The organism is Streptomyces albospinus (assembly GCF_014648695.1).
Lineage (GTDB): Bacteria > Actinomycetota > Actinomycetes > Streptomycetales > Streptomycetaceae > Streptomyces > Streptomyces albospinus.
Genome location: NZ_BMRP01000003.1, coordinates 1 through 25,970, shown reverse-complemented (window position 1 = coordinate 25,970; position 25,970 = coordinate 1). Strand labels below are relative to the sequence as shown.

The 25,970-nt window shown below is 72.7% G+C and carries 24 protein-coding genes; 11 read left to right on the top strand and 13 right to left on the bottom strand.

The annotated features are described in order from the left end of the window. Positions 1–67 precede the first annotated feature (67 nt). From exaC to IEZ17_RS05645, 4 genes are all read right to left on the bottom strand, one after another. Positions 68–1,591, bottom strand: coding sequence for an acetaldehyde dehydrogenase ExaC (exaC, locus tag IEZ17_RS05660; RefSeq protein ID WP_189297067.1), 1,524 nt, complete (start codon positions 1,589–1,591; stop codon positions 68–70). A 137-nt stretch (positions 1,592–1,728) separates the two neighbouring features. Further along, the gene (locus IEZ17_RS05655; protein WP_189297065.1) at positions 1,729–2,988 is read right to left on the bottom strand and encodes a GAF domain-containing protein; all 1,260 of its coding nucleotides are present in this window, start codon (positions 2,986–2,988) and stop codon (positions 1,729–1,731) included. An 87-nt stretch (positions 2,989–3,075) separates the two neighbouring features. Continuing rightward, complete coding sequence (locus IEZ17_RS05650) at positions 3,076–4,113, bottom strand: DUF6114 domain-containing protein (protein WP_189297063.1); 1,038 nt, start codon at positions 4,111–4,113, stop codon at positions 3,076–3,078. After that, complete coding sequence (locus IEZ17_RS05645; protein WP_189297060.1) at positions 4,104–4,718, bottom strand: DUF6230 family protein; 615 nt, start codon at positions 4,716–4,718, stop codon at positions 4,104–4,106. The genes IEZ17_RS05650 and IEZ17_RS05645 overlap by 10 nt, the downstream gene beginning before the upstream one ends. Positions 4,719–4,863: 145 nt before the next feature. Between IEZ17_RS05645 and IEZ17_RS05640 the strand changes: the two genes are divergently transcribed. Then, entirely contained in the window at positions 4,864–5,520 is a 657-nt protein-coding gene (locus IEZ17_RS05640) for a TetR/AcrR family transcriptional regulator (protein WP_189297058.1), read from the top strand. Between the two features lie 91 nt (positions 5,521–5,611). On the opposite strand, the gene IEZ17_RS05635 is transcribed toward IEZ17_RS05640, so the two are convergent. Beyond that, the gene (locus IEZ17_RS05635; protein WP_189297056.1) at positions 5,612–6,943 is read right to left on the bottom strand and encodes a glycoside hydrolase family 18 protein; all 1,332 of its coding nucleotides are present in this window, start codon (positions 6,941–6,943) and stop codon (positions 5,612–5,614) included. A 351-nt stretch (positions 6,944–7,294) separates the two neighbouring features. On the opposite strand from IEZ17_RS05635, the gene IEZ17_RS05630 reads away from it, so the two are divergent. Further along, positions 7,295–8,503, top strand: coding sequence for an acyl-CoA dehydrogenase family protein (locus IEZ17_RS05630; protein WP_189297054.1), 1,209 nt, complete (start codon positions 7,295–7,297; stop codon positions 8,501–8,503). Positions 8,504–8,565: 62 nt separating this feature from the next. On the opposite strand, the gene IEZ17_RS05625 is transcribed toward IEZ17_RS05630, so the two are convergent. After that, positions 8,566–8,832, bottom strand: a complete 267-nt coding sequence (locus IEZ17_RS05625) for a hypothetical protein (RefSeq protein ID WP_189297053.1) — start codon at positions 8,830–8,832, stop codon at positions 8,566–8,568. Between the two features lie 269 nt (positions 8,833–9,101). Here IEZ17_RS05625 and IEZ17_RS05620 point away from each other — a divergent pair, with 269 nt between their 5' ends. Further along, positions 9,102–10,301: an Rv3169 family protein gene (locus IEZ17_RS05620; protein ID WP_189297052.1), complete on the top strand. Its 1,200-nt coding sequence runs from the start codon at positions 9,102–9,104 to the stop codon at positions 10,299–10,301. Then, on the top strand, positions 10,298–11,446 hold the full coding sequence (locus tag IEZ17_RS05615; protein ID WP_189297051.1) for a phosphotransferase family protein: 1,149 nt from the start codon (positions 10,298–10,300) through the stop codon (positions 11,444–11,446). Before IEZ17_RS05620 ends, IEZ17_RS05615 begins: the two co-directional genes overlap by 4 nt. A gap of 24 nt (positions 11,447–11,470) precedes the next feature. Here the strand turns inward: IEZ17_RS05615 and IEZ17_RS05610 are convergent, their stop codons facing one another. Continuing rightward, on the bottom strand, positions 11,471–11,896 hold the full coding sequence (locus IEZ17_RS05610; RefSeq protein ID WP_189297050.1) for a hypothetical protein: 426 nt from the start codon (positions 11,894–11,896) through the stop codon (positions 11,471–11,473). A gap of 213 nt (positions 11,897–12,109) precedes the next feature. On the opposite strand from IEZ17_RS05610, the gene IEZ17_RS05605 reads away from it, so the two are divergent. The 5 genes from IEZ17_RS05605 to fxsA all read left to right on the top strand — a co-directional run bounded on the left by IEZ17_RS05605 (position 12,110) and on the right by fxsA (position 17,791). Continuing rightward, complete coding sequence (locus IEZ17_RS05605) at positions 12,110–12,550, top strand: Lrp/AsnC family transcriptional regulator (protein ID WP_043268198.1); 441 nt, start codon at positions 12,110–12,112, stop codon at positions 12,548–12,550. Between the two features lie 61 nt (positions 12,551–12,611). Continuing rightward, positions 12,612–14,261 (top strand): amidohydrolase, encoded by a 1,650-nt coding sequence (locus tag IEZ17_RS05600; RefSeq protein WP_189297049.1) that lies wholly within the window; start codon positions 12,612–12,614, stop codon positions 14,259–14,261. 500 nt (positions 14,262–14,761) lie between these two features. Continuing rightward, complete coding sequence (gene lnt / locus IEZ17_RS05595; RefSeq protein WP_229851926.1) at positions 14,762–16,435, top strand: apolipoprotein N-acyltransferase; 1,674 nt, start codon at positions 14,762–14,764, stop codon at positions 16,433–16,435. Further along, positions 16,432–17,187: a polyprenol monophosphomannose synthase gene (locus tag IEZ17_RS05590; protein ID WP_189297047.1), complete on the top strand. Its 756-nt coding sequence runs from the start codon at positions 16,432–16,434 to the stop codon at positions 17,185–17,187. The genes lnt and IEZ17_RS05590 overlap by 4 nt, the downstream gene beginning before the upstream one ends. Before the next feature lie 34 nt (positions 17,188–17,221). Continuing rightward, the gene (gene fxsA / locus IEZ17_RS05585; protein ID WP_189297045.1) at positions 17,222–17,791 is read left to right on the top strand and encodes an FxsA family membrane protein; all 570 of its coding nucleotides are present in this window, start codon (positions 17,222–17,224) and stop codon (positions 17,789–17,791) included. A 109-nt stretch (positions 17,792–17,900) separates the two neighbouring features. Here fxsA and IEZ17_RS05580 read toward each other — a convergent pair whose 3' ends face one another. The 4 genes from IEZ17_RS05580 to yczE all read right to left on the bottom strand — a co-directional run bounded on the left by IEZ17_RS05580 (position 17,901) and on the right by yczE (position 21,632). Then, positions 17,901–18,278 (bottom strand): RNA polymerase-binding protein RbpA, encoded by a 378-nt coding sequence (locus IEZ17_RS05580; protein ID WP_026170122.1) that lies wholly within the window; start codon positions 18,276–18,278, stop codon positions 17,901–17,903. 265 nt (positions 18,279–18,543) lie between these two features. Continuing rightward, positions 18,544–19,905 carry an MFS transporter gene (locus tag IEZ17_RS05575; protein WP_189297627.1) on the bottom strand — a complete coding sequence of 454 codons (1,362 nt, stop codon included), beginning with the start codon at positions 19,903–19,905 and terminating at the stop codon, positions 18,544–18,546. A gap of 252 nt (positions 19,906–20,157) precedes the next feature. Continuing rightward, positions 20,158–20,958 carry a glycerophosphodiester phosphodiesterase family protein gene (locus IEZ17_RS05570; RefSeq protein ID WP_189297043.1) on the bottom strand — a complete coding sequence of 267 codons (801 nt, stop codon included), beginning with the start codon at positions 20,956–20,958 and terminating at the stop codon, positions 20,158–20,160. Beyond that, entirely contained in the window at positions 20,955–21,632 is a 678-nt protein-coding gene (gene yczE / locus IEZ17_RS05565; RefSeq protein ID WP_189297626.1) for a membrane protein YczE, read from the bottom strand. The genes IEZ17_RS05570 and yczE overlap by 4 nt, the downstream gene beginning before the upstream one ends. Positions 21,633–21,739: 107 nt before the next feature. Here yczE and IEZ17_RS05560 point away from each other — a divergent pair, with 107 nt between their 5' ends. Next, entirely contained in the window at positions 21,740–23,248 is a 1,509-nt protein-coding gene (locus tag IEZ17_RS05560; RefSeq protein ID WP_189297041.1) for an SCO1417 family PLP biosynthesis transcription factor, read from the top strand. Positions 23,249–23,299: 51 nt separating this feature from the next. On the opposite strand, the gene IEZ17_RS05555 is transcribed toward IEZ17_RS05560, so the two are convergent. Together IEZ17_RS05555 and IEZ17_RS05550 are read right to left on the bottom strand one after the other, a co-directional pair. Next, positions 23,300–24,910, bottom strand: a complete 1,611-nt coding sequence (locus IEZ17_RS05555; protein WP_229851924.1) for a hypothetical protein — start codon at positions 24,908–24,910, stop codon at positions 23,300–23,302. A 151-nt stretch (positions 24,911–25,061) separates the two neighbouring features. Next, positions 25,062–25,256 (bottom strand): hypothetical protein, encoded by a 195-nt coding sequence (locus IEZ17_RS05550; protein ID WP_066980979.1) that lies wholly within the window; start codon positions 25,254–25,256, stop codon positions 25,062–25,064. A 192-nt stretch (positions 25,257–25,448) separates the two neighbouring features. Between IEZ17_RS05550 and IEZ17_RS05545 the strand changes: the two genes are divergently transcribed. Next, complete coding sequence (locus tag IEZ17_RS05545) at positions 25,449–25,916, top strand: YchJ family protein (protein ID WP_229851922.1); 468 nt, start codon at positions 25,449–25,451, stop codon at positions 25,914–25,916. Positions 25,917–25,970: the final 54 nt, after the last annotated feature.

Sequence of the window (25,970 nt, the reverse complement as noted above, 5' to 3'; positions counted from 1 at the left end):
CTCCGAACGGGCTGAGCGAATGGCGCCTGACCGGCGAAGTGCAGGTCAGGCGCCTTTTCTCGGGCTTCTAGAAGAACCCGAGCTTCTTCGGCGAGTACGAGACGAGCAGGTTCTTCGTCTGCTGGTAGTGGTCCAGCATCATCTTGTGGTTCTCGCGGCCGATGCCGGACTGCTTGTAGCCGCCGAAGGCCGCGTGGGCGGGGTAGGCGTGGTAGCAGTTGGTCCACACCCGGCCGGCCTGGATCGCGCGTCCGGCGCGGTAGGCGGTGGAGCCGTCCCGCGTCCAGACGCCCGCGCCCAGTCCGTACAGCGTGTCGTTGGCGATGCCGATCGCGTCGTCGAAGTCGCTGAACGGCGCCACCGCCACCACCGGGCCGAAGATCTCCTCCTGGAAGATCCGCATGTCGTTGTTGCCCTCGAAGATCGTCGGGCGGACGTAGTAGCCGCCCTCCAGCTCGCCGCCCAACTCGGCGCGGGCACCGCCGGTCAGGACCCGGGCACCCTCCTTCTGGCCGATGTCGAAGTAGGAGAGGATCTTCTCCAGCTGGTCGTTGGAGGCCTGCGCGCCGATCATGGTGTCGGTGTCGAGGGGGTGGCCCTGGACGATCTTCTCCGTGCGGGCCACGCCCGCCGCCAGGAAGTCCGCGTAGTGGCCGCGCTGGATCAGTGCGCGGGACGGACAGGTGCACACCTCGCCCTGGTTGAGGGCGAACATGGTGAAGCCTTCGAGGGCCTTGTCGTGGAAGTCGTCCGCCGCGGCGGAGACGTCGTCGAAGAAGATGTTGGGGCTCTTGCCGCCCAACTCCAACGTCACCGGGCGCAGATGCTCCGACGCGTACTGCATGATCAGCCGGCCGGTGGTGGTCTCACCGGTGAAGGCGACCTTCGCCACCCGCGGGCTGGAGGCCAGCGGTTTGCCCGCCTCCACGCCGAAGCCGTTGACGATGTTGACCACGCCGGGCGGCAGCAGATCCGCGATCAGGCCCATGAGGAAGTGCACCGAGGCGGGGGTCTGCTCGGCCGGCTTGAGGACCACCGCGTTGCCCGCCGCCAGCGCCGGGGCCAGCTTCCAAGTCGCCATCAGAAGAGGGAAGTTCCAGGGGATGATCTGGCCGACGACGCCCAGCGGTTCGTGGAAGTGGTAGGCGACGGTGTCCGCGTCGATCTCGGAGAGGGTGCCTTCCTGGGCGCGCACGGCGCCCGCGAAGTAGCGGAAGTGGTCGATGGCGAGCGGGATGTCGGCCGCCAGCGCCTCCCGTACGGGCTTGCCGTTCTCCCAGCTTTCGGCGACCGCCAGCTCCTCGAGGTGCTGCTCCATCCGGTCGGCGATCCTGTTGAGGACGGCGGCGCGCTCGGCGGCCGGGGTGCGGGCCCAGCCGGGCGCCGCCGCGTGGGCGGCGTCCAGCGCGCGCTCGACGTCCTCGGCGGTGCCGCGGGCGATCTCGGTGAACGGCTGCCCGTTGACCGGGGTCGGGTTCTCGAAGTACCGGCCCTGGGCGGGTGCCACGAACTCGCCGCCGATCCAGTGGTCGTAGCGGCTCTGGTAGCTCATGACGGCATCGGCGGAACCCGGGCTGGCGTAGCGTGCCATGGGGCGGCCTCCCAAATCGTGCGCTCGGCGCGGTGCCCGCCGCCCGGTGCGGCGGGTGCTGGGGGAGGAGGCTAGGGCGGGGGAGGTTGCGCGAAGGTTGCGCGGGGGAGCGGCCCCCGGGGCGCGGTGCGTGCGCCCTACGATCCGCCCGGCAGGCCGTATGCGATGCGCAGCCGTCCCGCCGCGGCACGGGACGCGGTACGTGCCGGGGAGCGCTCCGGCAGCGCGTCCACCAGGGCCTCCCAGACCTCCAGATCGTGCTCGCCCCAAGGGGTACGCGACCAGGCGCGCAGCTGGTCGGGGTCGCGGGCGGCGAGGAGCGCCCGCCGGATCCGGTCCTCCAGGGCGGCGCGCAGCCGGCGGATGCCGGGCGCCTCCGACGAGGGCAGCAGCGGGCCGGGGTACGCGTCGAGCGCGGCGGCCGGATCCCCGGCCGCCAACTCCCGTTCCACGACGTCCAGATCGGTCTCCACCGGCCGGTCGAGCCGGTACGGACGGGAGTGCAGCAGCGGGCCGACCAGCTGACGCAGCCGGGACAGCTCGGCGCGCAGCGTCACCGGGCGCATCTCGCGCTCGCCGTAGAGGAGGACCGATAGCTGATCACCCGTCAGGCCGTCCGGGTGCCGGGCCAGCAGCAGCACGATCTCGCTGTGCCGCCGCCCGAGCCGCAGCCGTTCGCCGTCCCGGACCAGCAGCGCCTCGTCCCGGCCGAGCGCCGTCAGGCGGACCCCCAACGCCCGGGCGCAGCTGGCGAGATGGGCTTCGGCGGCGCGGGCGGTGGCCTGGACGAGGGCCAGGCTGTGCGGGCTGGCGAGATGGTCGCCGCCGGAGATGTCCACCGCGCCCAGCAGCCGCCCGGTCCGCAGGTCGTGCAGCGGTGCGGCGGCGCATGTCCACGGCTGCACCCACCGGTTGTAGTGCTCGGCGGCGAAGATCTGCACGGCGTGGTCGGCGGCCAGCGCGGTGCCCGGTGCGTTGGTCCCCGCATGCCGCTCGTCCCAGCGCGCGCCCGCCACGAAGTTCATCCGCTCGGCGCACCGCACCACACCGGGGTGCCCCTCGACCCACAGCAGCCGCCCCTGCGGATCGCACACCGCCAGCAGATGGGCCCCGTCGTGCGCGATGGCGCCGAGCAGCTCCCGGAAGACCGGCATCGCGCGGGCCAGCGGATGGGCGTCCCGGTAGCTGCGGAGCGCGGGCTCGTCGAGCTCGATGGGAGCCGGGCCGTCCGAGGCGGCGTGCGCGCGGGCCGAACGGCGCCAGGAGTCGGCGACGACCTGCCGGACCGGCGGCAACACGCTCCCGTCGGCCAGAAACGCCTCGTGCGCCCGCCGTACCGTACGGATGCGTTCGGCCGGGTCGGCGCCCGCCTCGATCGCCAGCCACGGGTTGACCACGCGTCACCTCTTCGTCACAGCTCCTGCCCCGGTACGCCGATGGTGCTCGTACGGGGCGGAGCCGTAAACCCCGCCCGGCGTCCGAGGTCAGCCGGTGGTGCCGCTTCCGCCGCCGTCCGCCCGGAGCCGCAGCCCGTCCGCCACGATCAGATCCGAGCTGACCAGCGCCTGTTCGGCGGTCACCCGTGTCATGTAGACGAACGGCGGGACGACCGGCGGGACCGGGAGCGTGTCGGGGGTGAAGGTGAGGCAGAGCGCGCCCTCCAGGCAGCCGCTGAACTTCGTGAGATAGAGGGTCACCCGGCCACTCAGGTGCAACGCCTTCGAATCGAGCCGGAGTTGCGGCCCCCGGCCGTCGCGGGTGGTGAGGCGGTAGTCGGTCAGCGACGCCGCCTGCATCGTCAGCACCATCACCTTGAGCGGACCGCCGGCCGTCTCCACCGTGGTGATCCCGGCGAGGGTGAAGCCCTGCGGGGCGAACATGGTGGTGGTCACGGTCGGCGGGACCGGGGGCGCCGGGGGCCCGGCCGCACCGGCCCGCTGCGCCGGGCCGCCGACGGCGGTGAGCAGCGCGATCGGCAGGCCGACGGCGAGCGCCTTGCTGCCGGTGCCGCGGCGGGCGGGCGGACGGCCCCCGGGCGCGGTACCGTCCGTCTCCGCCGCCCGGCCCGCGGGCGCGGTGTTTGCCACCCGCCCGGACCCCGCGTCGTCGCCGGTGTCCCGTACCGGCGTCCACCCGAACCCCATCGCGCTGCCCGCGATGCCCAGCCCCATGCCGACCAGGAACCCGCCGAGATTGGTCGCGGCGAACGACAGCACCGACAGGATCAGTGCATTGATGCTCACGTAGTGGTGTGCGGCCGGGGTGCACCACAGGAACAGTCCGGCGACCATCAGCGCCGCCCCGATGCCCAGCGCGGCCAGCCCGCCCAGCCCCAGGCTCACCAGCACGGTCAGCGGTGACAGCGGGACCAGCAGCAGCTCCGCCCCGCCGAGCAGGAGCAGCAGCCCGGCCCAGAACGGCCGGGTGCGCCGCCAGCGCCGCAGTACCGCCCGTCGCTCCGGCCACGGCAGGGCCGCGTCCAGCCGGCCGCCCCACCGTGCGCGCCGCGCGCTCAGAAACACTTCTCGCCGTCCAGGCTGACGCTCACCCGCAGCCCCTTGAGGCGGAAGTTGCCGCCGGTGGCCGACCAGGCATGCGACCTGACGCCGGCCACCTCGATGTTCCCGGCCTGGAGCCCGAACTTGCCTTTCGGGCCCCGCACCCCCGGTACGGCGTCCAGCGAGCCCGCGTCCCGGCCGATCTGCGCGGTGCCGAACCGGGCATCGCCGACCAGGTCCTCACCGTCGATGACCAGGCTGTCGGCGCTGACTGGGCCGGCCCTGCCGCCGGCGGTCAGCTTGAACACCACCGTGCCCACCGGCGTCGCGACCTGCGCCGACTGGCAGATGTCGGCGAGGTGTGCCCGGCCGATGCCGAGGAGCGCGACCGGATGGCCGTGGTCGTCCGCATCGCGGTCGGTGTGGACGTACGAGGAGAGCCCGGTGCTGGTCAACTTACCCGAAGCCACCTGGAAGTTGGTGCCCGACACGGCGAAGGACGCGGCCAGCGCGCCCTGCGCCATCACCGCCGCCAGCGCGCCCACGGCGAGCACGGCGGGCAGCGCCACCACTGCGGTCTTCTTCCAGGAGGTCCGTCCTTCGGGCGCCCTGCCGGTCGATGTGCTCACTGCGTCCTCCCCGGGGCAGCGGTCGAATGCGCGAGGGAAGTGCTTCATGGAGCCCCTGCGGACGACTGGTCCGCAGGTCGGAAAGGCAGCGTGACGTTCTGTCATACTGCGCAAAACTCTTGGCAGTTGGAGACTAGGGCGAATTTTGAATAATAGTCAACAGCGCGGACTGGCAGCCTCGTCGGGCGCCCGCCCCACCGAGCGGTCCCAGGCACGCCGCGCCGAACTGATAGCCACCGGACGGAAGTTGTTCGCCGACACCTCGTACGACGCACTGTCCATGGACGACATCGCACGCCAGGCCGGGGTCGCCAAGGGGCTGATCTACTACTACTTCACCAACAAGCGCGGCTACTACCTCGCGATCATCGAGGACGCGGTCGCCGAGCTGGTCGAACGCGCCGGGAGCACCCACGATCTGCCACCCGTCGAACGCGTCCAGCGCACCGTCGACGGCTATCTGCGCTACGCCCAGCACCACCAGGCCGCCTACCGCGCGATCGTCACCGGCGGTGTCGGCTTCGACGCCGAGGTGCTGGCCATCCGCGCCTCCGTACGCGCCCGGCTGCTGAGCACCATCGCCCTCGGCGCCTGGGGCACGGAGGACCTCCCGCCGATCGCGCGCACGGCGCTCACCGGCTGGCTCTCCAGTGTGGAGGGCGTCACCCTCGACTGGATCGAGGAGCAGGAAGTGCCGCGGGAGACCGTGGTGGCGCTGCTGGTCCGCGGCCTGGGCGACACCCTCCGGCTGATCGAGGAGTACGAGCCGGCCTGCCCGGCGCCAGCCCGGCCGGCCCACTGACTCCCTGTTTCCTCGTCAAAAAGCCTTGTGGAAACGGAAGCGGGCGGGAGGCCGCCGCCTCCCGCCCGCGCCGGCACGCGAACCGCCAGGGCTACTCGATCGCCTTGATCAGATCGCCGTTCGCGGTGTCGCCGCTCAACTCCCAGAAGAAGGTGCCGCCCAGCCCCTGGGCGTCCTTGAAGGCCATCTTGGTGCCGATGGTCTCCGGGGTGTCGTAACTCCACCACTGATCCCCGCACTTGGCGTAGGCGGTGCCGCCCACCTTGCCGGTGGCCGGGCAGCGGTCCTTGAGCACCTTGTAGTCGTCGATGCCCGCCTCGTACGTGCCCGGGGCCGCACCGGTCGCCGTACCGCCCGGCGCGTCCTGGGTGACGCCCGACCAGCCGCGGCCGTAGAAGCCGACGCCCAGCAGCAGCTTGTCCGACGGGACGCCGAGCTTCTTGAGCTTGGTGAGGGTGTCGGTGGTGTTGAACCCGGCCTTCGGGATGCCGTCGTACGCCGTGAGCGGGGAGTGCGGGGCCGTCGGGCCCTTGGCGTCCCAGGCGCCGAAGTAGTCGTAGGTCATCGGGTCGTACCAGTCGACGTACTGGGCCGCGCCCGCGTAGTCGGCGGCGTCCATCTTGCCGCCGTCCGAGGCGTCCGCGGTGATCGCCGCGGTGAGCAGGTTGTTCTGCCCGAACTTCGCCCGCAGCGCCTTGAGGACGTCGGCCAGGGCGTCCTTCCCGCTGGTGTCGCAGCTCAGGCCGCAGGCGTTGGGGTACTCCCAGTCGATGTCGATCCCGTCGAAGACATCCGCCCAGCGCGGGTCCTTGACCAGGTCGTAGCAGGACTGCGCGAACGCCTCCGGGTTCTTGGCGGCCTCGCCGAAGCCGCCCGACCAGGTCCAGCCGCCGAACGACCAGAGCACCTTGAGATCGGGGTGCAGCTTCTTGAGCTTGCGCAACTGGTTGAAGTTGCCGCGCAGGCCGTTCGGGTCGTCCCAGGTATCGGCCTTGCCGTCGACGCTCTGGTCGGCGGTGAACGCCTTGTCGTAGTCGGCGTACGAGTCGCCGATGGCGCACTTGCCGCCCTGCACGTTGCCGAAGGCGTAGTTGATGTGCGTCAGCTTGGCCGCGGAGCCCGAGGTCTCGATGTTCTTGACCTGGTAATTGCGTGCGTAGGTACCCCAGTCGATGAAGTACCCGACGACCTTGTTGCCGGCCGTCGCGGGCTGCGCCGTCGTCGTGACCGGGTGCCCGGCGGTGGGGGTGCCGGCCGGCGACATGAAGGGGTACCGCGAAGCGGTTCCTGCCGGGGTGGTGGCGGGTGACGGGCGGGCAGAGGCGGGTCCGGCGAACAGGGTGCCGGCCAGGGCCGCCGTACACAGCGCGGTCGCGGCGGCGATCAGCCTGCGCGGTGATCGCTTTCGGTGCGGTCTGAGCATGTCGTCTCCTCGGAGGGGGGCGAGGGTGGAGCCTGACCTGCGTTCCGAATTGGCATGAACGCGTGGAACTTTGGAGGAGAAGGTAGAAGGACTAGACCACTGAGTCAATGGTTCGGACCAATTCGGTGCTGCCGGGTGCCGCGCACCAAGTGGGCCGGCTCCGCACCGAGATTGATGATCAACCCGTGACGCGGAGCCTCCGATCGGGCATACTCCTAGCGCCACAGCCGCAGGTCATCGCCGTTCCGTGACCCGGAGCGCGATCATCGGCCAGGCACTACGGAAAATCGGCGCCGCCGCCCACCCCGCGCGCGCGTCGCCGCAGCGCCCGACAGGGAGGAGAGCGCCGCCATGACCGACTACGGCCCCCCGCCGGTGGACCGCAGGCTGCCCACCGAGGAAGCCCGCGATCTGATGACCCTGGTCCGTGAACTCGCCGAGCGCGAGATCCGGCCCACGGCCGCCGAGGAGGAGGAAGCCGGCCGCTTCCCGCGCGACCTCTTCCGCCTGCTCTCGGAATCGGGACTGCTCTCCCTGCCGTACGCCGAGGAATTCGGCGGCGGCAACCAGCCCTACGAGGTCTACCTCCAGGTCCTGGAAGAGCTCGCGGCGGCCCGGCTCACCGTCGGCCTCGGCGTCAGCGTCCACACCCTCGCCTGCCACGCCCTCGCCGGATACGGCACCAAGGAGCAGCGGGCGGAACATCTCCCGGCCATGCTCGGCGGTGGACTCCTCGGCGCGTACTGCCTCTCCGAGCCCGCCTCCGGCTCCGACGCCGCCTCCCTGACCACCCGCGCCACCCGGCACGGTGGGGGCACCTCCCGCTCGACCGGAGCCGAGAGCGGGGGAAGCTGGACGATCGACGGCACCAAGGCGTGGACCACCCATGGCGGGGTGGCCGATTTCTATACGGTGCTCGCCCGCACCGGTGGCGGCGGCGCCCACGGCATCACCGCCTTCCTGGTGCCCGGGGACGCCGCGGGCCTCACCGCCGCCCCGCCCGAGCGCAAGATGGGCATGAAGGGCTCCCCGACCGCCCAGCTGCACTTCGACGGCGTCCGCGTCCCGGACTCCCGCCGCATCGGCGAGGAGGGCCAGGGCTTCGCCATCGCGCTCTCCGCCCTGGACTCCGGCCGCCTCGGCATCGCGGCCTGCGCCATCGGCGTCGCCCAGGCGGCCCTGGACGAGGCGCTCGGCTACGTCGCCGAGCGCCGGCAATTCGGCCGTCCCATCGCCGACTTCCAGGGCCTGCGCTTCATGCTGGCCGACATGGCCACCCAGGTGGAGGCGGGCCGCGCGCTGTACCTCACCGCCGCCCGGCTGCGCGACGAGGGCCGGCCGTTCTCCAAGGAGGCGGCGATGGCCAAGCTCTTCTGCACGGACACCGCGATGCGGGTCACCACGGACGCCGTGCAGCTCCTGGGCGGCTACGGCTACACCCTCGACTTCCCCGCCGAGCGCTATATGCGCGAGGCCAAGGTCCTCCAGATCGTCGAGGGCACCAACCAGATCCAGCGGATGGTCATCGCCCGCCATCTCGCGGGGCCCGAGACGCACTGACCGGCAGGGGAGGCGGGCCGGGCGGGCACCCCGGCCCGGCCCGCCTCACAGCCGCAGCACACCTACCGGCTCGCCGCATCGAGCCGGAAGGTGTGCTGCGGCCCCCGTTCCCGCGGATTCCAGCCGTGCTCGCGCGCTCTGCGGATCAGTGCCGCGACCTCACCCGGTGCGATGACCGTGCCGTGCTCCCGCCAGGTCGCCATCCGGGCGCCGTCCCCGTCCGCCCAGCCGGCGACCACCGCCGGCCCGGCCGCGTCCGGCGAGACCGCCCATCGGTACCGCACCCCGTCGACGGTGATCAGCCGTGAACCGCGTACCGCCAGTGCCATCCGACACCCCGCCCCTCCCGGGGCCCGGTGCCCCCGCCCCATGATCCTCGCGGCCACCCCGTCGTCCGCCGCACCCGACGCGGCCGTCCGACCATGCGGCACCGCCTCCGCGCACAAAGGCCCGGTGCTCGGCCCTGCCCGGCCGGCGGCCAAGGGTGTCGAACCACCCGCCTCCTCCAGGGGTGTGGCCGCCCGCGGATATCTGACGTACCGTCAATTCCCGTTTCCGCAAACGGTGATCCGCCGCCCACCGCGCTCAGGAGGGGACCGTGTCCGACCGCCCGATCCCGCTCGACGAATACCCGATCCACCAGGCTCCGCTGTCCATGCGGCATGTCGCCACCGGCGACCGCAACGCCTACGACCGCTGCATCTTCCACGTCATGGACCACGCCGGCCGCGCACTGCTCATCGCCGGCCTCGGCGTCTACCCCAACACCGGTGTCATCGACGCCTATGCGACCCTCCGCCTCGGCGACCGGCTGCACGCCGTACGGGCCTCCGACGCGCTCACCGACGACCGTATGGCGCTCACCGTCGGGCCGCTCACCATCACCGTGGAAGAGCCGCTGCACCGGCTGCGGCTCACCTGCGCCGCCGACCCCGGCGACCCCAACGGCCTGTCGTACGACCTGACTTGGACCGCGGCGTTCCCCGCCACCTGGGAGCCGCACCACACCCAGTACCGCGGCGACCGGCTGACGCTGGAAGGCCGCCGGTTCGTCCAGGCCGGCACGTGCACCGGCACGCTGCGCGCTGCGGGGCAGCAGCTCACCGTCACCGCGGGGGAGTGGACCGGTACCCGCGACCGCAGCTGGGGCGTCCGCCCGATCCCGGGCGAGGACGGCGGCCGGGCCGCCGCGGAACAGCGGACCGAGGGCTTCCACTGGATCTGGTGCCCGGTGCGCTTCGACGACCGGTTCGTGATGGTGATCGTCCAGGAAGACGCCGACGGCCACCGCACCCTGAACGAGGCGCTGCTGGTCCGCGACGGCGCCCGCGACGTCCAACTCGGCTGGCCGCACACGGACATCGCCTACCGCCCCGGCACCCGCCACCCCGAACGCGCCGTCGTCCACCTCGCCGACCCGGCCCGCAGGCCCCTCGAACTCACCGCCGAGATCCTCACCTCGTCCCCCCTCGCCCTCGGCGCCGGTTATCCTCCCCCAAGCTCTCAACTCCGTTCGAGCAGGGGGGACCCCCGTGCCGACGACTGGCAGCACGGCACCTGGCAGGGCCGCGGCTGGACCGACCGCCGCAGCTACGACCTCTCCGACCCGGCCGCCCACCCCCATACCGCCTACGGCGTCACCGATCACGCCGCCCGCTTCACCCTCGAAGGCCGCACCGGCTACGGCATCTTCGAGCACGGCAGCTTCGGCCGGCACGATCCCAGCGGCTTCACCGGATACGACTCCGTGGCCCCCGGCCGGGCCCGCGCGCCGCGTGTCGGGGAGGCCGGACGATGACCTCCCGCCCGTCACCCGCCGCCACCCCGGGCGGCAGCGGCTCCGCCGGCCCTGCCGCGCGCCGCCCCCGCACCACCACCCGCGACCCGGAGGACCTCACCCGCCGTCTCACCGCCTGGCTCGGCACCCGGCTCCCCGGCGCCCGCGCCACCCGCGCGACGGTGCCCGACTCCAACGGCATGTCCAGCGAGACCCTGCTCTTCGACATCGACCACCCCGGACCGAGCGAGGCCCCGGACTCCTGCGCCCTGCGGCTCGCCGCCGACCCCGCCGCGTACACGATCTTCCCGCGCTACGACATGGCCCGGCAGTACCGCACCATGCGCCTGGTCGCCGACCACACCGACCTGCCGGTGCCCCGAACCCTCTGGTACGAACCCGACCCCGCCCACCTCGGGGCGCCGTTCTTCGTCATGGCCCGCGCCGCCGGCCGGGTACCGCCCGACGTCATGCCCTATACGTACGAGGGGAATTGGCTGCACTCGGCGACCGACGCCGAACGCGAACACCTGGAGGCCGCCAGCGTCGCGATCCTCGCCCGGCTGCACGATCAACTCCCGGCCACGACAGTCGACTTCCTCGCCTCGCCGGGCAGCGGCAGCGCCCTGAAACGCCATGTCGAGGCCCAACGCGCCTACTACTCATGGGTGGTTGACGGCCTGCCGCGCTCCCCGCTCATCGAGCGCGGCTTCGCCTGGCTCACCGACCACTGGCCGCCGGACCCGGGGGAGACGGTGGTGAGCTGGGGCGACGCCCGGATCGGCAACATCGTCTACGACGGCTTCGAGCCGGCCGCGGTACTCGACTGGGAGATGGCCGCCCTCGGCCCCCGCGAACTCGACCTCGGCTGGATGGTGTACCTGCACCGCTTCTTCCAGGACCTCACGGAGAGCAGCGGCCGGCGGGGACTGCCCGGCTTCCTGCGCCGCGACCGCGTGGAGAGCCGCTACGCCCGGCTGACCGGGCACCGGCCCCGCAACATGGAGTTCCACACCCTCTACGCGGCCCTGCGGCATGCCGTCGTCATGCTGCGGGTCGCCTACCGCCAGGTGTACTTCGGAGAGGCGGCGGCCCCGGCCGACGCCGACGGGCTGATCCTGCACCGGGACACCCTGGAGGCGATGCTCGCCGGCCGCTACTGGTGAGCCCGCCGAGGCCGGCGTACGGGCTCAGCCGCGGCGGCGCATCCGCGGCACCCGGGCCGGCCGCTCGCCGATGCCGCCGACGTGCGAGAACGGCTGACGCCGCCAGTCCAGGCCCGCGGGAAGCGTCAACAGCACGGCCGCGTCCTGCTCCTGAGCGCCCATCATGTCCTCGTTCTCCGGGGCGTCGGCCGCCGACCGGCCGGAACCCTGGCACACGGTCAGACCGAACGGGTTCCACGGGGACGGGCACAGCGCGTGCTCCGGGAGCGTGTCCTCGTCCGCCAGCAGCCCGATCGGCTGCCCGCAGTCCGGGCAGGTCACACGGTAGATCTCGTAGGTCTCGAAGGAATCGTACGCACCGTCGTCGGCCGGGAAGCCGAGACTGTCGCCCTCCTGAACGCCGGTGTTCGCGGCAGCGGAGTCCTGCTCAAGGCGTCGCATGATGTCCATCCCCCTCGGGTGGGCCACTCGGACCGCTGACTTCCGTCCTGTGACCGGCGGTCTCGGCCAACACCAGCAATGCCCTTCATGCCGGGCGCATAATCGCTGCGGCCCGGCGGACCCCGCGTCACCGGTGTGGCATTGCTCACACAGAGGGGCGTGCGGGTGTCCACGATCCGGCGCACGGTGCGCATATGCGCCCGCGCGCAGTAGGTTGAGCGGGTGGAGGAGTTGGACCGACAAATCGTGGATCTGCTCGTCAAGGACGGGCGGATGAGCTACACCGACCTGGGCAAGGCCACCGGCCTGTCCACCTCGGCGGTGCACCAGCGGGTGCGCCGCCTGGAGCAGCGCGGTGTCATCCGCGGCTATGCCGCCATCGTCGACCCCGAAGCCGTGGGCCTGCCGCTCACCGCCTTCATCTCGGTCAAACCCTTCGACCCCAGCGCCCCGGACGACATCTCCGACCGGCTCGCCGAGGTCCCGGAGCTGGAGGCGTGCCACAGCGTCGCCGGCGACGAGAACTACATCCTCAAGGTCCGGGTCGCCACCCCGCTGGAGCTGGAGCACCTGCTCACCCGCATCCGCACCCTGGCCGGTGTCTCGACCCGCACGACGGTGGTGCTCTCCACTCCGTACGAGGCCCGCCCGCCACGTATCTGACCCGCCCGGGAGTCGACCCCCGGGCGCCGGCCCGCCCCGCACAGGCGCCAGACTGTCCGTTATGAGCGAGCGCATCCCCGACCCCGCCGGGCAGCCCCGGCCCCGAACCGTCCTTCTCCGGGGCGGTGAGGTGCACAGCCCCGCGGACCCCTTCGCCACCGCGATGGTCGTCGAGGGCGACCGGATCGCCTGGGTCGGCGAGGAGGGTGCGGCGGACTCCTTCGCCGACGGCGTCGACGAGACCGTCCACCTCGACGGCGCGCTGGTCACCCCGGCGTTCACGGACGCACATGTGCACACCACGGCCACCGGGCTGGCGCTCACCGGCCTCGACCTCTCCGGCGCCGGCACCCTCTCCGACGCGCTCGCCCGGATCCGGGAGTACTCCGCCGCCCGCCCCGCGGACACCGTGCTGCTCGGCCACGGCTGGGACGCCAGCGCCTGGCCCGAAGGCCGCCCGCCGTCCCGCTCCGAACTGGACGCCGCCACCGGGGGCCGTCCCCTTTATCTCACCCGCGTCGACGTGCACTCCGCGGTCGTCACCACCGCCCTGCTCGACCTGGTCCCCGGCATCCGCGAGCGCTCCGGCTTCCACCCCGATGCCCCCCTGACGGGGGACGCCCACCACGCCGCGCGGGCCGCCGCGTACGCCACCGTCACCCCCGCCCAGCGCGCCGACGCGCAGGCCGCCGCGCTCGCCCGGGCCGCGTCCCTGGGCATCGGCAGCCTCCACGAGTGCGCCGGACCGGACATCTCGGGTGAAGACGACTTCACCGCACTGCTCGCCCTGGCCGCCGAAGGCCGCGGGCCCCGCGTCATCGGCTACTGGGCCGAGCTGATCGCATCCGCAAAGGACGCCGAGCGGATCCGCGAACTCGGCGCCACCGGCGCCGCCGGCGACCTCTTCGCCGACGGCTCGCTCGGTTCGCACACCGCCCATCTGCACGCCCCGTACGCCGATGCCGGCCACACCGGCACCGCGCACCTCGACGTCGAGGCCGTCGCCGCCCATGTCGCCGCCTGCACCGAGGCCGGACTCCAGGCCGGATTCCACGCCATCGGCGATGCGGCGCTGACCGCGGTCACCGACGGCGTCCGCGCCGCCGCCGGCACCGTCGGCCTTGAGCGCGTCCGGGCCGCCCGGCACCGCGTCGAGCACGCCGAGATGCTGACCGAGGCCACCATCGCCGCCTTCGCCGACCTGGCCCTGACCGCCTCCGTCCAGCCCGCCTTCGACGCGGCCTGGGGCGGCGCCGACGGGATGTACGCGACCCGCCTGGGCACCGACCGGGCCCGCACCCTCAACCCGTACGCCGCCCTCCTCAAGGCCGGAGTCCCGCTCGCCCTCGGATCCGACAGCCCGGTCACCCCGCTCGACCCCTGGGGCACCCTGCGCGCCGCCGTCTTCCACCGCACTCCCGCCCACGGCATCTCCGCCCGCGCCGCGTTCACCGCGCACACCCGCGGCGGCTGGCGCGCCATCGGCCGTGACGACGCGGGCGTCCTGGTTCCCGGCGCCCCCGCGGACTACGCGGTCTGGAGGACCGGCGAGCTGATCGTCCAGGCCCCCGACGAGCGCGTCGAGCGCTGGTCGACCGACCCGCGCTCCGGCACCCCGGGCCTGCCCGATCTCAGCCCCGGCAACGACCTCCCGGTGTGCCTGCGCACGGTCGTCGGCGGACGGCCGGTCTTCGACCGGCCGAACGAGTGACATCGCGCGGGCAGGTACCGCCGGAGGCCGTGCCCGAAGCTGCTTGCCCTGCCTGGGAAGGCTCGCCACTGACCTGGGACGACGCGAAAACGACGCATGCGGAGCGACTGTTGACAGCAGGCGGCCGTGGGCCGGTAGGTTCGGCCGAGTCCACCAAAGGACGTCCGACCGCATGACCTCCGCGCAGTCGTCGATCGCAGCTGGGCCATGGGGCGGCGAGCCATTCGGCACACCGCCACTGGGAGCCAGGTCCAGCTTCAGCGGCACGGGGCGATGGACAGGTCGGTCGGCAGGTGCGACCCGGATGGGGCCCGGCGCTCAGTAGACAACGGCTCTCGGTTGACCCGCAGCCAGCGGGTCCCAGGTCGGCCCGAAGGGTGCCGGGCCCCGATCCGCACCCTTCCGCGGCCCGCTCCGCCTGCGCACCCCGCCCCCGCGACTGCGGCCCTCCGATGTACGGTCAGCTGACTACCGCACGACCTGGAGGAAGGCCCGCGACCGTGCCATCGGGTTCCGATACCACCGCAGAAGCCACCGGCGGCACCGCGCCCGGCAGCTCGGTGCCGCCCACCGCGACCGGTGCCACCGGCGATGCCCGGCGCCCCGGCCGCGCCCGCCGGCTGGCCGCACTGTCCCGCCGCGAGGCGCTGCGCACCGGCCTCGCGGTCGTCGCCGGCCTCGCCCTAGGCCTTGCCTTCCCGCCGTACGGCGGGTGGCCGCTGTCCCTGGTGGCGGTGGCCGCGCTGTCGCTGCTGACCCGCGGCCGGACCGCGCGCCAGGGTGCCTGGACGGGTTTCGCGTTCGGGCTGCCGTTCTTCCTGCTGCTGCTCAAGTGGCTGCACGTGATCGGCTGGGACGCCGTGGCGGGGCTGTCCGTCGCCGAGTCCCTGTTCGTGGTGCTGATGGGGGCGGGGCTGGCGCTCACGTCCCGGTTGCCGGCCTGGCCGGTGTGGGCCGCATGCCTGTGGGTCGCCCAGGAATGGGCCCGCGACCGGCTCCCGTTCGGCGGCTTCCCCTGGGGCCGGCTGGCGTTCGCCAACACGGGCTCGCCGTTCACCCCGCTCGCGGCGCTCGGCGGTGCGCCGTTGGTGACCTTCGCCGTCGCGCTGGCCGGTGCGCTGCTGGCCGCCTGCGCGGCCACCCTCTGGGGGTTGCGCGGCAACGGCTCGGTGCGCCGGGCGGTCCCGGCGCTGGAGGCGTTCGGGCTCGCCGCCGCGGTCACCCTGGCCGGTCTGGCGGTGCCGGTCCCCACCAAGGCCGACGACAGCGTCAACATCGCCGTCGTCCAGGGCAACGTCCAGCAGCCGGGGATGGACTTCCTGGGCCGCCCGATGCAGATCCTCGACAACCACGCCACCGCCACCGAGAAGCTCGCCGACGACATCAAGCACCACCGCGCGAAGAAGCCGGACCTGGTCATCTGGCCGGAGAACTCCTCCGACCTGGACCCCTTCCAGTACCCGCAGGCGTACGACCGGATCGACGCGGCGGTGAAGGCCATCGGCGTCCCCGTACTCGTCGGTGCCCTCGTCGACCATCCGACCAAGCCGGGCTACGTCTTCAACGAGGGCATCGTGTGGGACCCGAAAACCGGGCCGGGCGCCTCGTACACCAAGCAGCATCCGGTGCCGTTCGGCGAGTACGTGCCGTTCCGCGCACAGCTCAGCAAGATCATCACCCGCTTCCAGCGGGTGCCCCGTGACTTCTACCCCGGCGACCACACCGGCCTGCTGAAGGTCGGCCCCGCCAAGCTCGGCGACGTCATCTGCTTCGAGGTCGCCTACGACGAGATCGTGCACGACACCGTCGGCGCCGGCGCCCGCGCCCTGGTCGTCCAGACCAACAACGCCACCTACGGGCGCACCGGCCAGCCCGAGCAGCAGCTGGCGATGTCCAGACTGCGGGCCGTCGAGCACGGCCGCGCGGTGGTCACCGCGGCAACGAGCGGGATCAGCGCGGTGGTCGCTCCGGACGGAACGATTACGCACCAGATTCCCGAATTCACCCAGGGTGTCGTGTCGGCGCGCATCCCCCTGCGCGACGAAACGACGCTTGCCGACCGCATCGGCGCGGCTCCCGAGTGGGTGCTCGCTATCGTGGGCCTCCTGTCCTGCGGGGCCGCTCTGGTCAGTGGTCGGCGTGGGCGTACGAAGGACGAGAAGGGACAGCAGTGACAGACGGTCAGCGGCAGTACGGTCCGCTCGGCAGCACGTTGGTGATCATTCCGACGTACAACGAGGCGGAGAACATCAAGCCGATCGTCTCGCGGGTGCGGTCCGCCGTCCCCGAGGCGCACATCCTCGTCGCGGACGACAACAGCCCGGACGGCACCGGCAAGCTCGCCGACGAGCTGGCCGCCGAGGACGAGCAGGTCCACGTCCTGCACCGCAAGGGCAAGGAAGGGCTGGGCGCCGCCTACCTCGCGGGCTTCCGGTGGGGCATCGACCACGGCCATGACGTCCTGGTGGAGATGGACGCGGACGGCTCCCACCAGCCCGAGGAGCTGCCGCGACTGCTCACCGCCCTCAAGGGCGCCGATCTGGTGCTGGGTTCGCGCTGGGTGCCGGGCGGCCGGGTGGTGAACTGGCCCAAGCACCGCGAATTCCTCTCCCGCGGCGGCAGCACGTACTCGCGCCTCATGCTGGACGTGCCGATCCGCGATGTGACCGGCGGCTTCCGGGCGTTCCGGGCCGAGACCCTCAAGGGCCTGGGCCTGGACGAGGTGGCCTCGCAGGGCTACTGCTTCCAGGTCGACCTCGCGCGGCGTGCCGTGCAGGCGGGTTTCCACGTCGTCGAGGTCCCGATCACCTTCATCGAGCGGGAGCTGGGCGACAGCAAGATGAGCCGCGACATCGTCGTGGAGGCGCTGTGGCGGATCACCGCCTGGGGCGTCGGCTCCAGGGTGGACAAGATCCGCAGGCGCTGACTCGGACGCCGGCCGGGCCAGGCACACTTGTGGCATGACGTTCGGAGCCACGCCACCGCCGAGTCCCCGCCCGCCCCAGTCGCGCGCCCGCCGATTCGTCCCGTTGGGCGTCGCCGCCTGGATGGTGCTGGAGATCTGGCTGCTGACCGTGGTCGCCGAGGCCACCAGCGGGCTGACGGTCTTTCTGCTGCTCGTCGCGGGCGTGATCGCGGGCGGCGCCGTGATCAAGCGGGCCGGCCGCCGGGCCTGGCGGAACCTCACCGGTGGCCTCCGGTCCGGCGGCGCCCCGGCAGCCCCGCCGGAGACCGGCTCGTCCGGCACCGGCAACACCCTCCCGATGATCGGCGGGCTGCTGCTGATGCTGCCCGGCCTGCTGTCGGACATGCTCGGGCTGCTCTGCCTCTTCCCGCCGACCGGGCGGCTGATCCTGCGCCGCGCCGACAAGCTGCTGAGCCGCCCCGGGGCCTACGCGCCGGGTTCCTTCGGCGACGCCTACCAGCAGGCGCGGATGCATCAGCCGGACGGCAAGGTCGTCCAGGGCGAGGTCATCCGCGACGACGAGCCGCCGGCCGCGCGGCGCCAGGACCCGCCGCTGACCGGCTGAGACCCGCCGCGGACAGCGCAGAAGAGCGCACGCAAAACAGCACAAGGGCCGGGGCCCACCCGCGATCGGTGGCCCCGGCCCTTGCGTGCCGCTCGGTGCAGTCCGCTTGTCAGGCGGACTTGCGGTTGCTGTCGCGCGGATGCACGGCAATGTTCATGGTGCCGGAGCGCAGGACGGCCAGCCGCTCGGCCAGCACCTCCTCGAGCTCCTCGCGGGTCCGCCGCTCCATGAGCATGTCCCAGTGCGTACGCGCGGGCTTGCCCTTCTTCTCCTCAGGGCCATCCCCATCCACCAGAAGAGAGGGTGCGCCGCATACCTTGCACTCCCACTCCGGCGGAATCTCGGCCTCAACCGAGAACGGCATCTCAAATCGATGTCCGTTCTGGCATGCGTACTCCACCGCCTGGCGCGGGGCCAGGTCGATGCCGCGGTCGGTCTCGTAGCTGGTCACCACGAGTCGCGTACCGCGGAGAGCTCGCTCACTCATGAATCGTGCCTCCCGGGCTTGTCGCCCACAGGACAGGTGTCGCTGTCGTCGTCATCCGGTCAACGTCCGGTCGGCGGTGAAGATTCCCGTCATCGGGACATGCGTCGCCTGCGTCGCCCGTCGTGCCGCCCCTTGTTGTACCCACCAACGCCCGGTTTGTCACATCTGGCAGCAGATGTCACCCAGCGCCTCACGGAGTTGAGCGCGCAGTAACGGTCCGCCTGGTGAGCCAAAGGCGTACACTACCGGCCCGCACGCCCAGGAGCTAAATCCGGTCAGGTACCGGATTCCCGGCCGCCGCGATCGCCCGCCGCACCGGTACCCGCGCCAGCAGCACGAAACCGATCGCGAAGAACGCCACCAGGGACACGATCGCGTCCCGGTAGCTCCCGGTCAGCTGGTAGGCCACCCCGAACACCAGCGGCCCCAGCCAGCTCACCCCGCGGTCGCTCATCTCGTACGCGGAGAAGTACTCCGCCTCCTTGCCGCGCGGGATCAGATGCGAGAACAGCGACCGCGACAGCGCCTGGCTGCCGCCCAGAACCAGCCCGATCCCGACGGCCAGCGCGAAGAACCACACCGGCGCCCGCGCGGGCAGGAAGTACCCCGCCGCGATGGTCAGCGTCCAGGCCACCAGCGAACCCAGCACCGTCCGCTGGGCGCCGTACGTCCGGGCCAGCCGGCCCATCAGCAGTGCGCCCGCCGCGGCCAGCACCTGCACCAGCAGGATCGACACGATCAGCGTCGTCTGGTCCAGCCGCAGCTCCTCGGAGCCGAAGATCGACGCCTGGGTGATCACGGTCTGGATGCCGTCGTTGTAGACGAGGAACGCCAGCAGGAAGGAGAGGGTGAGCGGATGGCGGCGCATATCGCGCAGCGTCGCCCGCAGCTGGCGCAACCCCTGGCCCAGCGCGGCACCGTCCGCCGTGCCCCGGGTGGCGCCGGCCGCCGGCCGGTCGCGCAGCCGGCGCAGCGGGATCAGGGCGAAGGCGCCCCACCACAGGCCGGCCGTCGCCAGGCAGATCCGTACCGCGGTCCCCTCGGAGACCCCGACCGCGTCGTGCCCGGCGTACAGCGCGAGATCGGCGATCAGGACCAGTGCGCTGGCCACGTAGCCGAATGCCCAGCCCCGCGAGGAGACCGCGTCGCGCTCGTCGGGTTCGGCGATCTGCGGCAGGAAGGAGTTGTAGAGCATCATCGCCACCACGAACGAGACATTCGCGATGATCAGCAGCGCCCCGCCCAGCAGATAGCGGTCGCCGCCGAGGAAGAACATCGCCGTGGTCGCCGCGGCCCCTGTGTACGCGCAGCCGCCCAGCAGCGGCTTCTTCCGGCCGGTGCGGTCCGCCAGCGCCCCGGCGGCCGGCATCGCCAGCACCGACAGCAGCAGGGACGCGGACACCGCGTACGCGAAGAAGGAGCCGGCGCGCACCGGGATGCCCAGGGGGTGGACGAATCCCTCCGCATCCGCCGCGGCCTTCGCCACCGCCGTCAGATACGGCCCGAGGAACACCGACAGCACGCTCGTCGAGTAGACGCTGACCGCCCAGTCGTAGAAGTACCAGCCGCGCTGCTCGCGGTGCCGGCCGGCCTTTCCGGCCGCCGTCTCCGGGCTCCCGGTCCCGATCTGCGTGCCCTGCACACGTACCCCCGTCTTACGTCCCCGTCCGGCGCTGCGGCCGGCCGGCGGCGCGGCGGCCGGCCCCCGCACCCCCGATCGGTCGCTGGCGTGCGCCGCGCCCCGATGCGATTGCTTGAGTGAGGGTCATCACTACACGCCCGTGCGCTGGAGTGACAACCCCCTGCAAGATCACGTGGTGGAATGCCGGGAGACCGGGCGCCCTCGGAGGGCCCTGCCGGCGTCCGTCGCGGCGGCCCGCTAGACCCAGCACCCCCGCTCGGTCAGCACCGTACGCAGGGTCTCGATCTCGTCGGTCATGATGCCGTCCACGCCGAGGTCCAGCAGCGCTGCCATCCGGTCGGCGTCGTTGACCGTCCAGACGTGGACCTGCATGCCCAGCGCGTGCGCGGCCCGCAGGAACAGCGGATCGACGACGCGGATGCCGGACTGCCGCTCGGGGACCTGGACGCAGACGGCGCTGCGCCGAACGGCCGCGCCCAGCAGCCGGTCCAGCGGCAGCGCCCCGCGGCCGTACGAGCGGATGCGCAGCCCGGCCACCCCGCGGGTGCCCAACGAGCTGGCCATCCGGCCGCCGGCCAGCCGCTGCGCCCGCGCCACCCGGGCCTCGGAGAACGAGCCGACGCACACCCGGTCCCAGGCGTTGGTCCGGCGCAGCAGGGCCAGCAGCGGCTCCAGCGCGGACTCCACCTTGAGATCGACGTTCCAGCGGGCCTCCGGGAATTCCTCCAGCAGCTCCTCGAAGAGCGGTAGCGGTTCCCGTCCGGCGACCCGGGCCCGGCGTACCGCGCGCCAGGGGAGTGCGGCGATGGCGCCCCGGGAGTCGGTGACGCGGTCCAGCGTCGCGTCGTGGAAGGCGACCAGCGCACCGTCCGACGTGGTGTGGACATCGGTCTCCAGGTAGCGGTAGCCGAGGTCCACTGCGCGCCGGAAGGCGGCGGCGGTGTTCTCCAGACCGTCCGCGGCCCCGCCCCGGTGGGCGAAGGGGAGCGGGCCGGGATGGTCGAGGTAGGCGTGGCGGAGGCGTATCGGGGAGGTCACTCCCGCAGTATCGCGTGCTCGGGTGAAGCCTGGCCGCGGGCCACCACCGTGGACGGCCGCTCGGGCAGGCCCTTGATCGCGAAGCGGCGGAGGAAGAACTGGGCCATCGGCCCGATGGCCAGGGCGTAGAGCACGGTGCCCACCCCGATGGACCCGCCGAGCGCGAAGCCCACGGCGAGCACGGTCACCTCGATGCAGGTCCGCACCAGCCGTACGGGGCGGCCGGTGCGCCGGTGCAGCCCGGTCATCAGCCCGTCGCGCGGTCCCGGTCCGAAGCGGGCCGAGATGTAGAGGCCGGTCGCGGTGCCGTTGAGGAGCACGGCGCACGCGAGCAGCGGGATGCGGGCGGCCGGCGCGTGGACCTCGGGCAGCAGCGCCAGTGTCCCGTCCATCACCAGGCCCAGGATCACCACGTTCGAGACCGTGCCCAGGCCGGGGCGCTGCCGAAGCGGGATCCACAGCAGCAGGATCAGCGCCCCGGAGACGATGGTGACGGTGCCGATCGACAGGCCCGTATGCCGGGATATGCCCTGGTTGAGCACGCTCCACGGATCCAGGCCGAGCCCGGCGCGGACCATGAGTCCCATGCTCACGCCGTACAGCGTCAGCCCCAGATAGAGCTGCACCAGCCGGCGCGGCAGCAAGGACCTCCCGGGACCGGACCCCTGGGTGATGGACACGACTCTTCCCCCTCATGGCAGGATTGGACTGATGCATGACACCATGTGGCGTGTCCGGGCTTCGGAAGTAGAGCCAATTCGAGGAAGGTGGACTGATCTTCATGGCTCAGTGGACTTCGGCGGTGGGTGCACCCCAACTCGCCAGGCTGCTCCGCTCGCAGGACCCGCGGGACGCCGAACTGACCGCGGCGGGGCGGAAGTTGCCCGCCTACCGCAGCCTCGCCGACGGCGTCCGCCTCCTCGTGCTCGAAGGCCGGGTACCGGTCGCCGCCCGGCTCCCCGCCGAGCGCGAACTGGCCGCCGCCTTCGGAGTCAGCCGCACCACCGTCGCCGCCGCCTACGAAGCGCTGCGCGCCGAAGGGTTCCTGGAGTCCCGGCGCGGTTCCGGCAGTTGGACCGCCGTCCCGGCCGGCAACCCGCTGCCCACCCGCGGCCTGGAGCCGCTCCCGCCGGAGGCCGCCGGTTCGATGATCGACCTCGGCTGCGCCGCCCTCCCGGCCCCCGAGCCCTGGCTCACCCGCGCCGTCCAGGGCGCCATGGCCGATCTGCCGCTCTACGCCCACACCCACGGCGACTACCCGGCCGGTCTGCCCGTCCTGCGCCAGGCCCTCGCCGACCGGTACACCGCCCGCGGCATCCCCACCATGCCCGAGCAGATCATGGTCACCACCGGCGCGATGGGCGCCGTCGCCGCGATCTGCCGGCTCTGTACCGGCCCCGGTGAGCGGGTGGCCGTCGACTCGCCCTCGTACGCCAACATCCTCCAGCTGATGCGCGACGCCGGCGCCCGGCTCGTCCCGGTCGCGCTCGGTGAGCGGCTGGCCGGCTGGGACATCCCGGCCTGGCGCCAGGTGATGCGCGACGCGGCGCCCCGGATGGCGTATGTCGTCGCCGACTTCCACAACCCCACCGGCACCCTCGCCACCGAGGACCAGCGCCGTCGCATGGTCGACGCCGCGCGCTCGGCCGGCACCCTGCTCGTCGTCGACGAGACCATGAGGGAGCTCCAGCTGGATCCGGACACCGAACTCCCGCGCCCGGTCTGCGCCTTCGACCCCGCGGGCAGTTCCGTGATCACCGTCGGCTCGGCCAGCAAGGCGTTCTGGGCCGGGATGCGCATCGGCTGGGTGCGGGCCGCGCCCGACATCATCCGCAGCCTGATCGCCGCCCGCGCCTACTCCGACCTCGGCTCGCCCGTCCTCGAACAGCTCGCCATCGCCTCGCTGTTGGAGAGCGGCGGCTGGGAGGAGGCCGTCCGTATCCGCCGCGACCAGGCCCGCGAGAACCGCGACGCGATCGTCGAGGCCCTCGGACGGCACCTGCCCGACTGGGAGTTCAGCATTCCGCGCGGCGGCCTCACCCTGTGGGTGCGGACGGGCGGGCTCTCCGGCTCCCGGATCGCCGAGGCGGGGGAGCGGCTCGGCGTACGGGTACCGTCCGGCCCGCGCTTCGGTGTCGACGGCGCCTTCGAGGGCTTCGTTCGGCTGCCGTTCACGGTCAACGGAGCGGTCGCCGACGAGGCCGCGGTCCGGCTGGCGCGGGCCGCGCGGCTGGTGGCCACCGGCGCCCCGACGGAGCCGGACCAGTCGCGGCACGCCTTCGTGGCCTGATGGCGTGTCACGAAGTGTCGGTGCGACGGCCCGACGAGGACTGGCGGGCCGTCATTCCTGGGCGTCGACCGGGACCACGTCGACGGCCACCGACCGCTTCGTGAAGGACACCGGCGCGTGTACGTCCGCCGCCTCGGCCGGGACCGTGCGCTCCGGCAGCAGCGCCACCACCGCCTGCCGGTGAGCCTCGCCGGTGGCCTCGTCGTACGGATCCGGTGTGGCCGGCACCTGGAGGCGCAGGACCGGGCCGCTGCCCAGCCTGGCGTAGCCGCGGCCCGGCGGCACCTGCGGTGTCGGTGTGGTGTGCGGCGGCTCACCGAGCACCGCCCGGACCTCCTCCACGGTCGCCGGACCGAGCACGATCCGGGCCTTGGTGTGGGCCCGTACCGGCTCGCTCAGCAACTCGGCGCTCTCGAACTGGTCGGCCACCACCACCGTCACCTGGGCCGCCCGGCCGTGCCGCAGCGGGACCTGGAGCAGCCGCTGCGGATCGTCCCGGCCCGCCACGGCCGCGAGATGGGTCAGCGCCGTCAGCCGGTCCGCGATGATCCACAGGGGCCGCCGGGTGTCCGCCGGCTCGGGCGCGCCGGCCTGCCGCGCGCGGTTGGCCGCGATCAGCCGCCGCTCGGTCTCGTGCGCCGCCCACTCCAGCGTCGCCAGCGTCCCCGACAGTCCGCTCTCCACCGCCAGTACGCCGCGCCGCCCCGTCAGGCAGCCGAACTCGCCGGTGCCGCTGCCGTCGACGACCAGCACATCGCCGTGCCGCAGCGCCTGGAGCGCGATCGAGCGGAGCAGCGTCGTGGCGCCGGTGCCCGGCTGCCCCAGGGCCAGCAGATGCGGCTCGGTGGACCGCCGGCCGGTGCGCCACACCACCGGCGGCGCATCCCCGGCCTCCGCCCCGCGGACCACCGGCAGCGTGCGCTGGACGGAGTCGGGGTCGGTGAACCCGAGCACCGTCTCGCCCGGGGCGGTCACGAAGTACTGTGCCGCGATATCGGTCGGCAGCGCGCCGAGCACCGTCATCAACAGCTCGTTGGCCGCCTCGTCCCACGCGAAGTGGTACTCCCGGCCGCGGCCGGACTTGGCGTGCAGCACCTGCTCGACGCGCAGCCGGGCCTCGTCCTCGCCGTCGGTGAAGTACGCCGGGTACGTCAGCCGCAGCTGCTCCAGCCGCCCGTCGTCGTCGAAGGCGTACTCGGTGAACGCCCCCTCCCAGTCGCCGTCATGGGCATAGAGGGGGCTGGGGTCCCCCTCGACGGAGAGGTACGGCACCAGGGCCTCGTACAGCGCCTGCAACCGGCCGGTCTCCGCCTCGCTCGGGCCGGTCTCCTCCTCCGGCGGCTGCTCCCGCCCCGCCCAGGCCGACACCGCCATCACCGCGATCAGCGCGAGCAGCGGACCGTACGGCACCAGCGCCACGATGAGCCCCCCGGCGGCGACCAGGAAGCACAGCGGCCCGCGCTGCTCCTTGGGCGTCGCAGCCCAGCGCTCGCGCCCGGCGACCGTCAGCCGGCGCAGGCCGCGGCTGATGGTGATCAGCGGATGCAGCACATCGAAGGCGCCGTCGGCGGCGCTGCGGGCCAGATCGCGACCGCGGGCGAGCGGTGCACGGCCGGAAAAGGCACTGCCGGTCAGGATGCGGGGCAGGGGGCGACGGGCCACAGCTGTCTCCTGTTGCTCGTACGGTCGGCGGGCCGGCTGCGCGTGGGCGGCGAGCCGGGGAGCGCCGCGCGCGAAGCCGCCCGGGCGGATGGGACGAGCCCGTGCGGGCGGTGCTCGCGGCGCCGCGCTGCTGGCGGTCGGGCTGCGCCCGCTAGAGCTTGATCCCGCCGAGGAGGCTGGCCAGGCTCGCCCCACCGGCCTTGATGCTGGGCGCGATGGCGGAGCCCGCCAGGTAGAACCCGAAGAGTGCACAGACCAGCGCGTGGGACAACTTGAGGCCGTCTTTGCGGAAGAAGAGGAAGACGATGACGCCGAGCAGGACGACGCCGGAGATGGACAGAATCATGGGGTTCTCTCCTGGGTGTGGGGACGGTCACCGTGAGTTCTTCCAGCCTCACAGCTAGTGCCAAGCCATTAAAAGCTGCAAATGGCTGATTTATCGTGGAAACCGCCCAAACGGGCCAGCTCGGCCGGACCCCGCCCTCGGGGGTACGGCGCCGGTCCCCGCCCGTCCGCGTCCACCCGGCACAATCATGGCGTGTCGAAGTCCCAGAAGCCGCGGAATCCGCGCAGGTCACCCAAGCCGCAGCAGGCACCGGCCCGTCCGGCCGCCGTCACCCCCGACGCGCCCTGCCCCTGCGGGCGCGCCGCGTCGTACGGCGACTGCTGCGCCCCCTTCCATCAGGGCCGCGCCGCCGCCCCGACCGCGGAGCGGCTGATGCGCTCCCGCTACAGCGCCTTCGCCGTCGGCGACACCGGATACCTGCTGCGCAGCTGGCACCCCGCGACCCGCCCCGGCAGCCTCGAACTGGACGCGGCGCAGCGCTGGACCGGCCTGGACATCCTCGGCACCTCCGGCGGCAGCGCCTTCCACGACGAGGGCACGGTGGAGTTCCGCGCGCACTACACACGGCGCGGGCGGTCCGGCAGCCAGTACGAACACAGCCGCTTCGTCCGCGAGAACGGCCGGTGGGTCTACGTGGACGCCCTGCCCGAGGCGCCCTAGTTGTGTTGTCCCGGCACGTTGGTGACAGGCGACATGCACCGTCCGGGTGCTTGA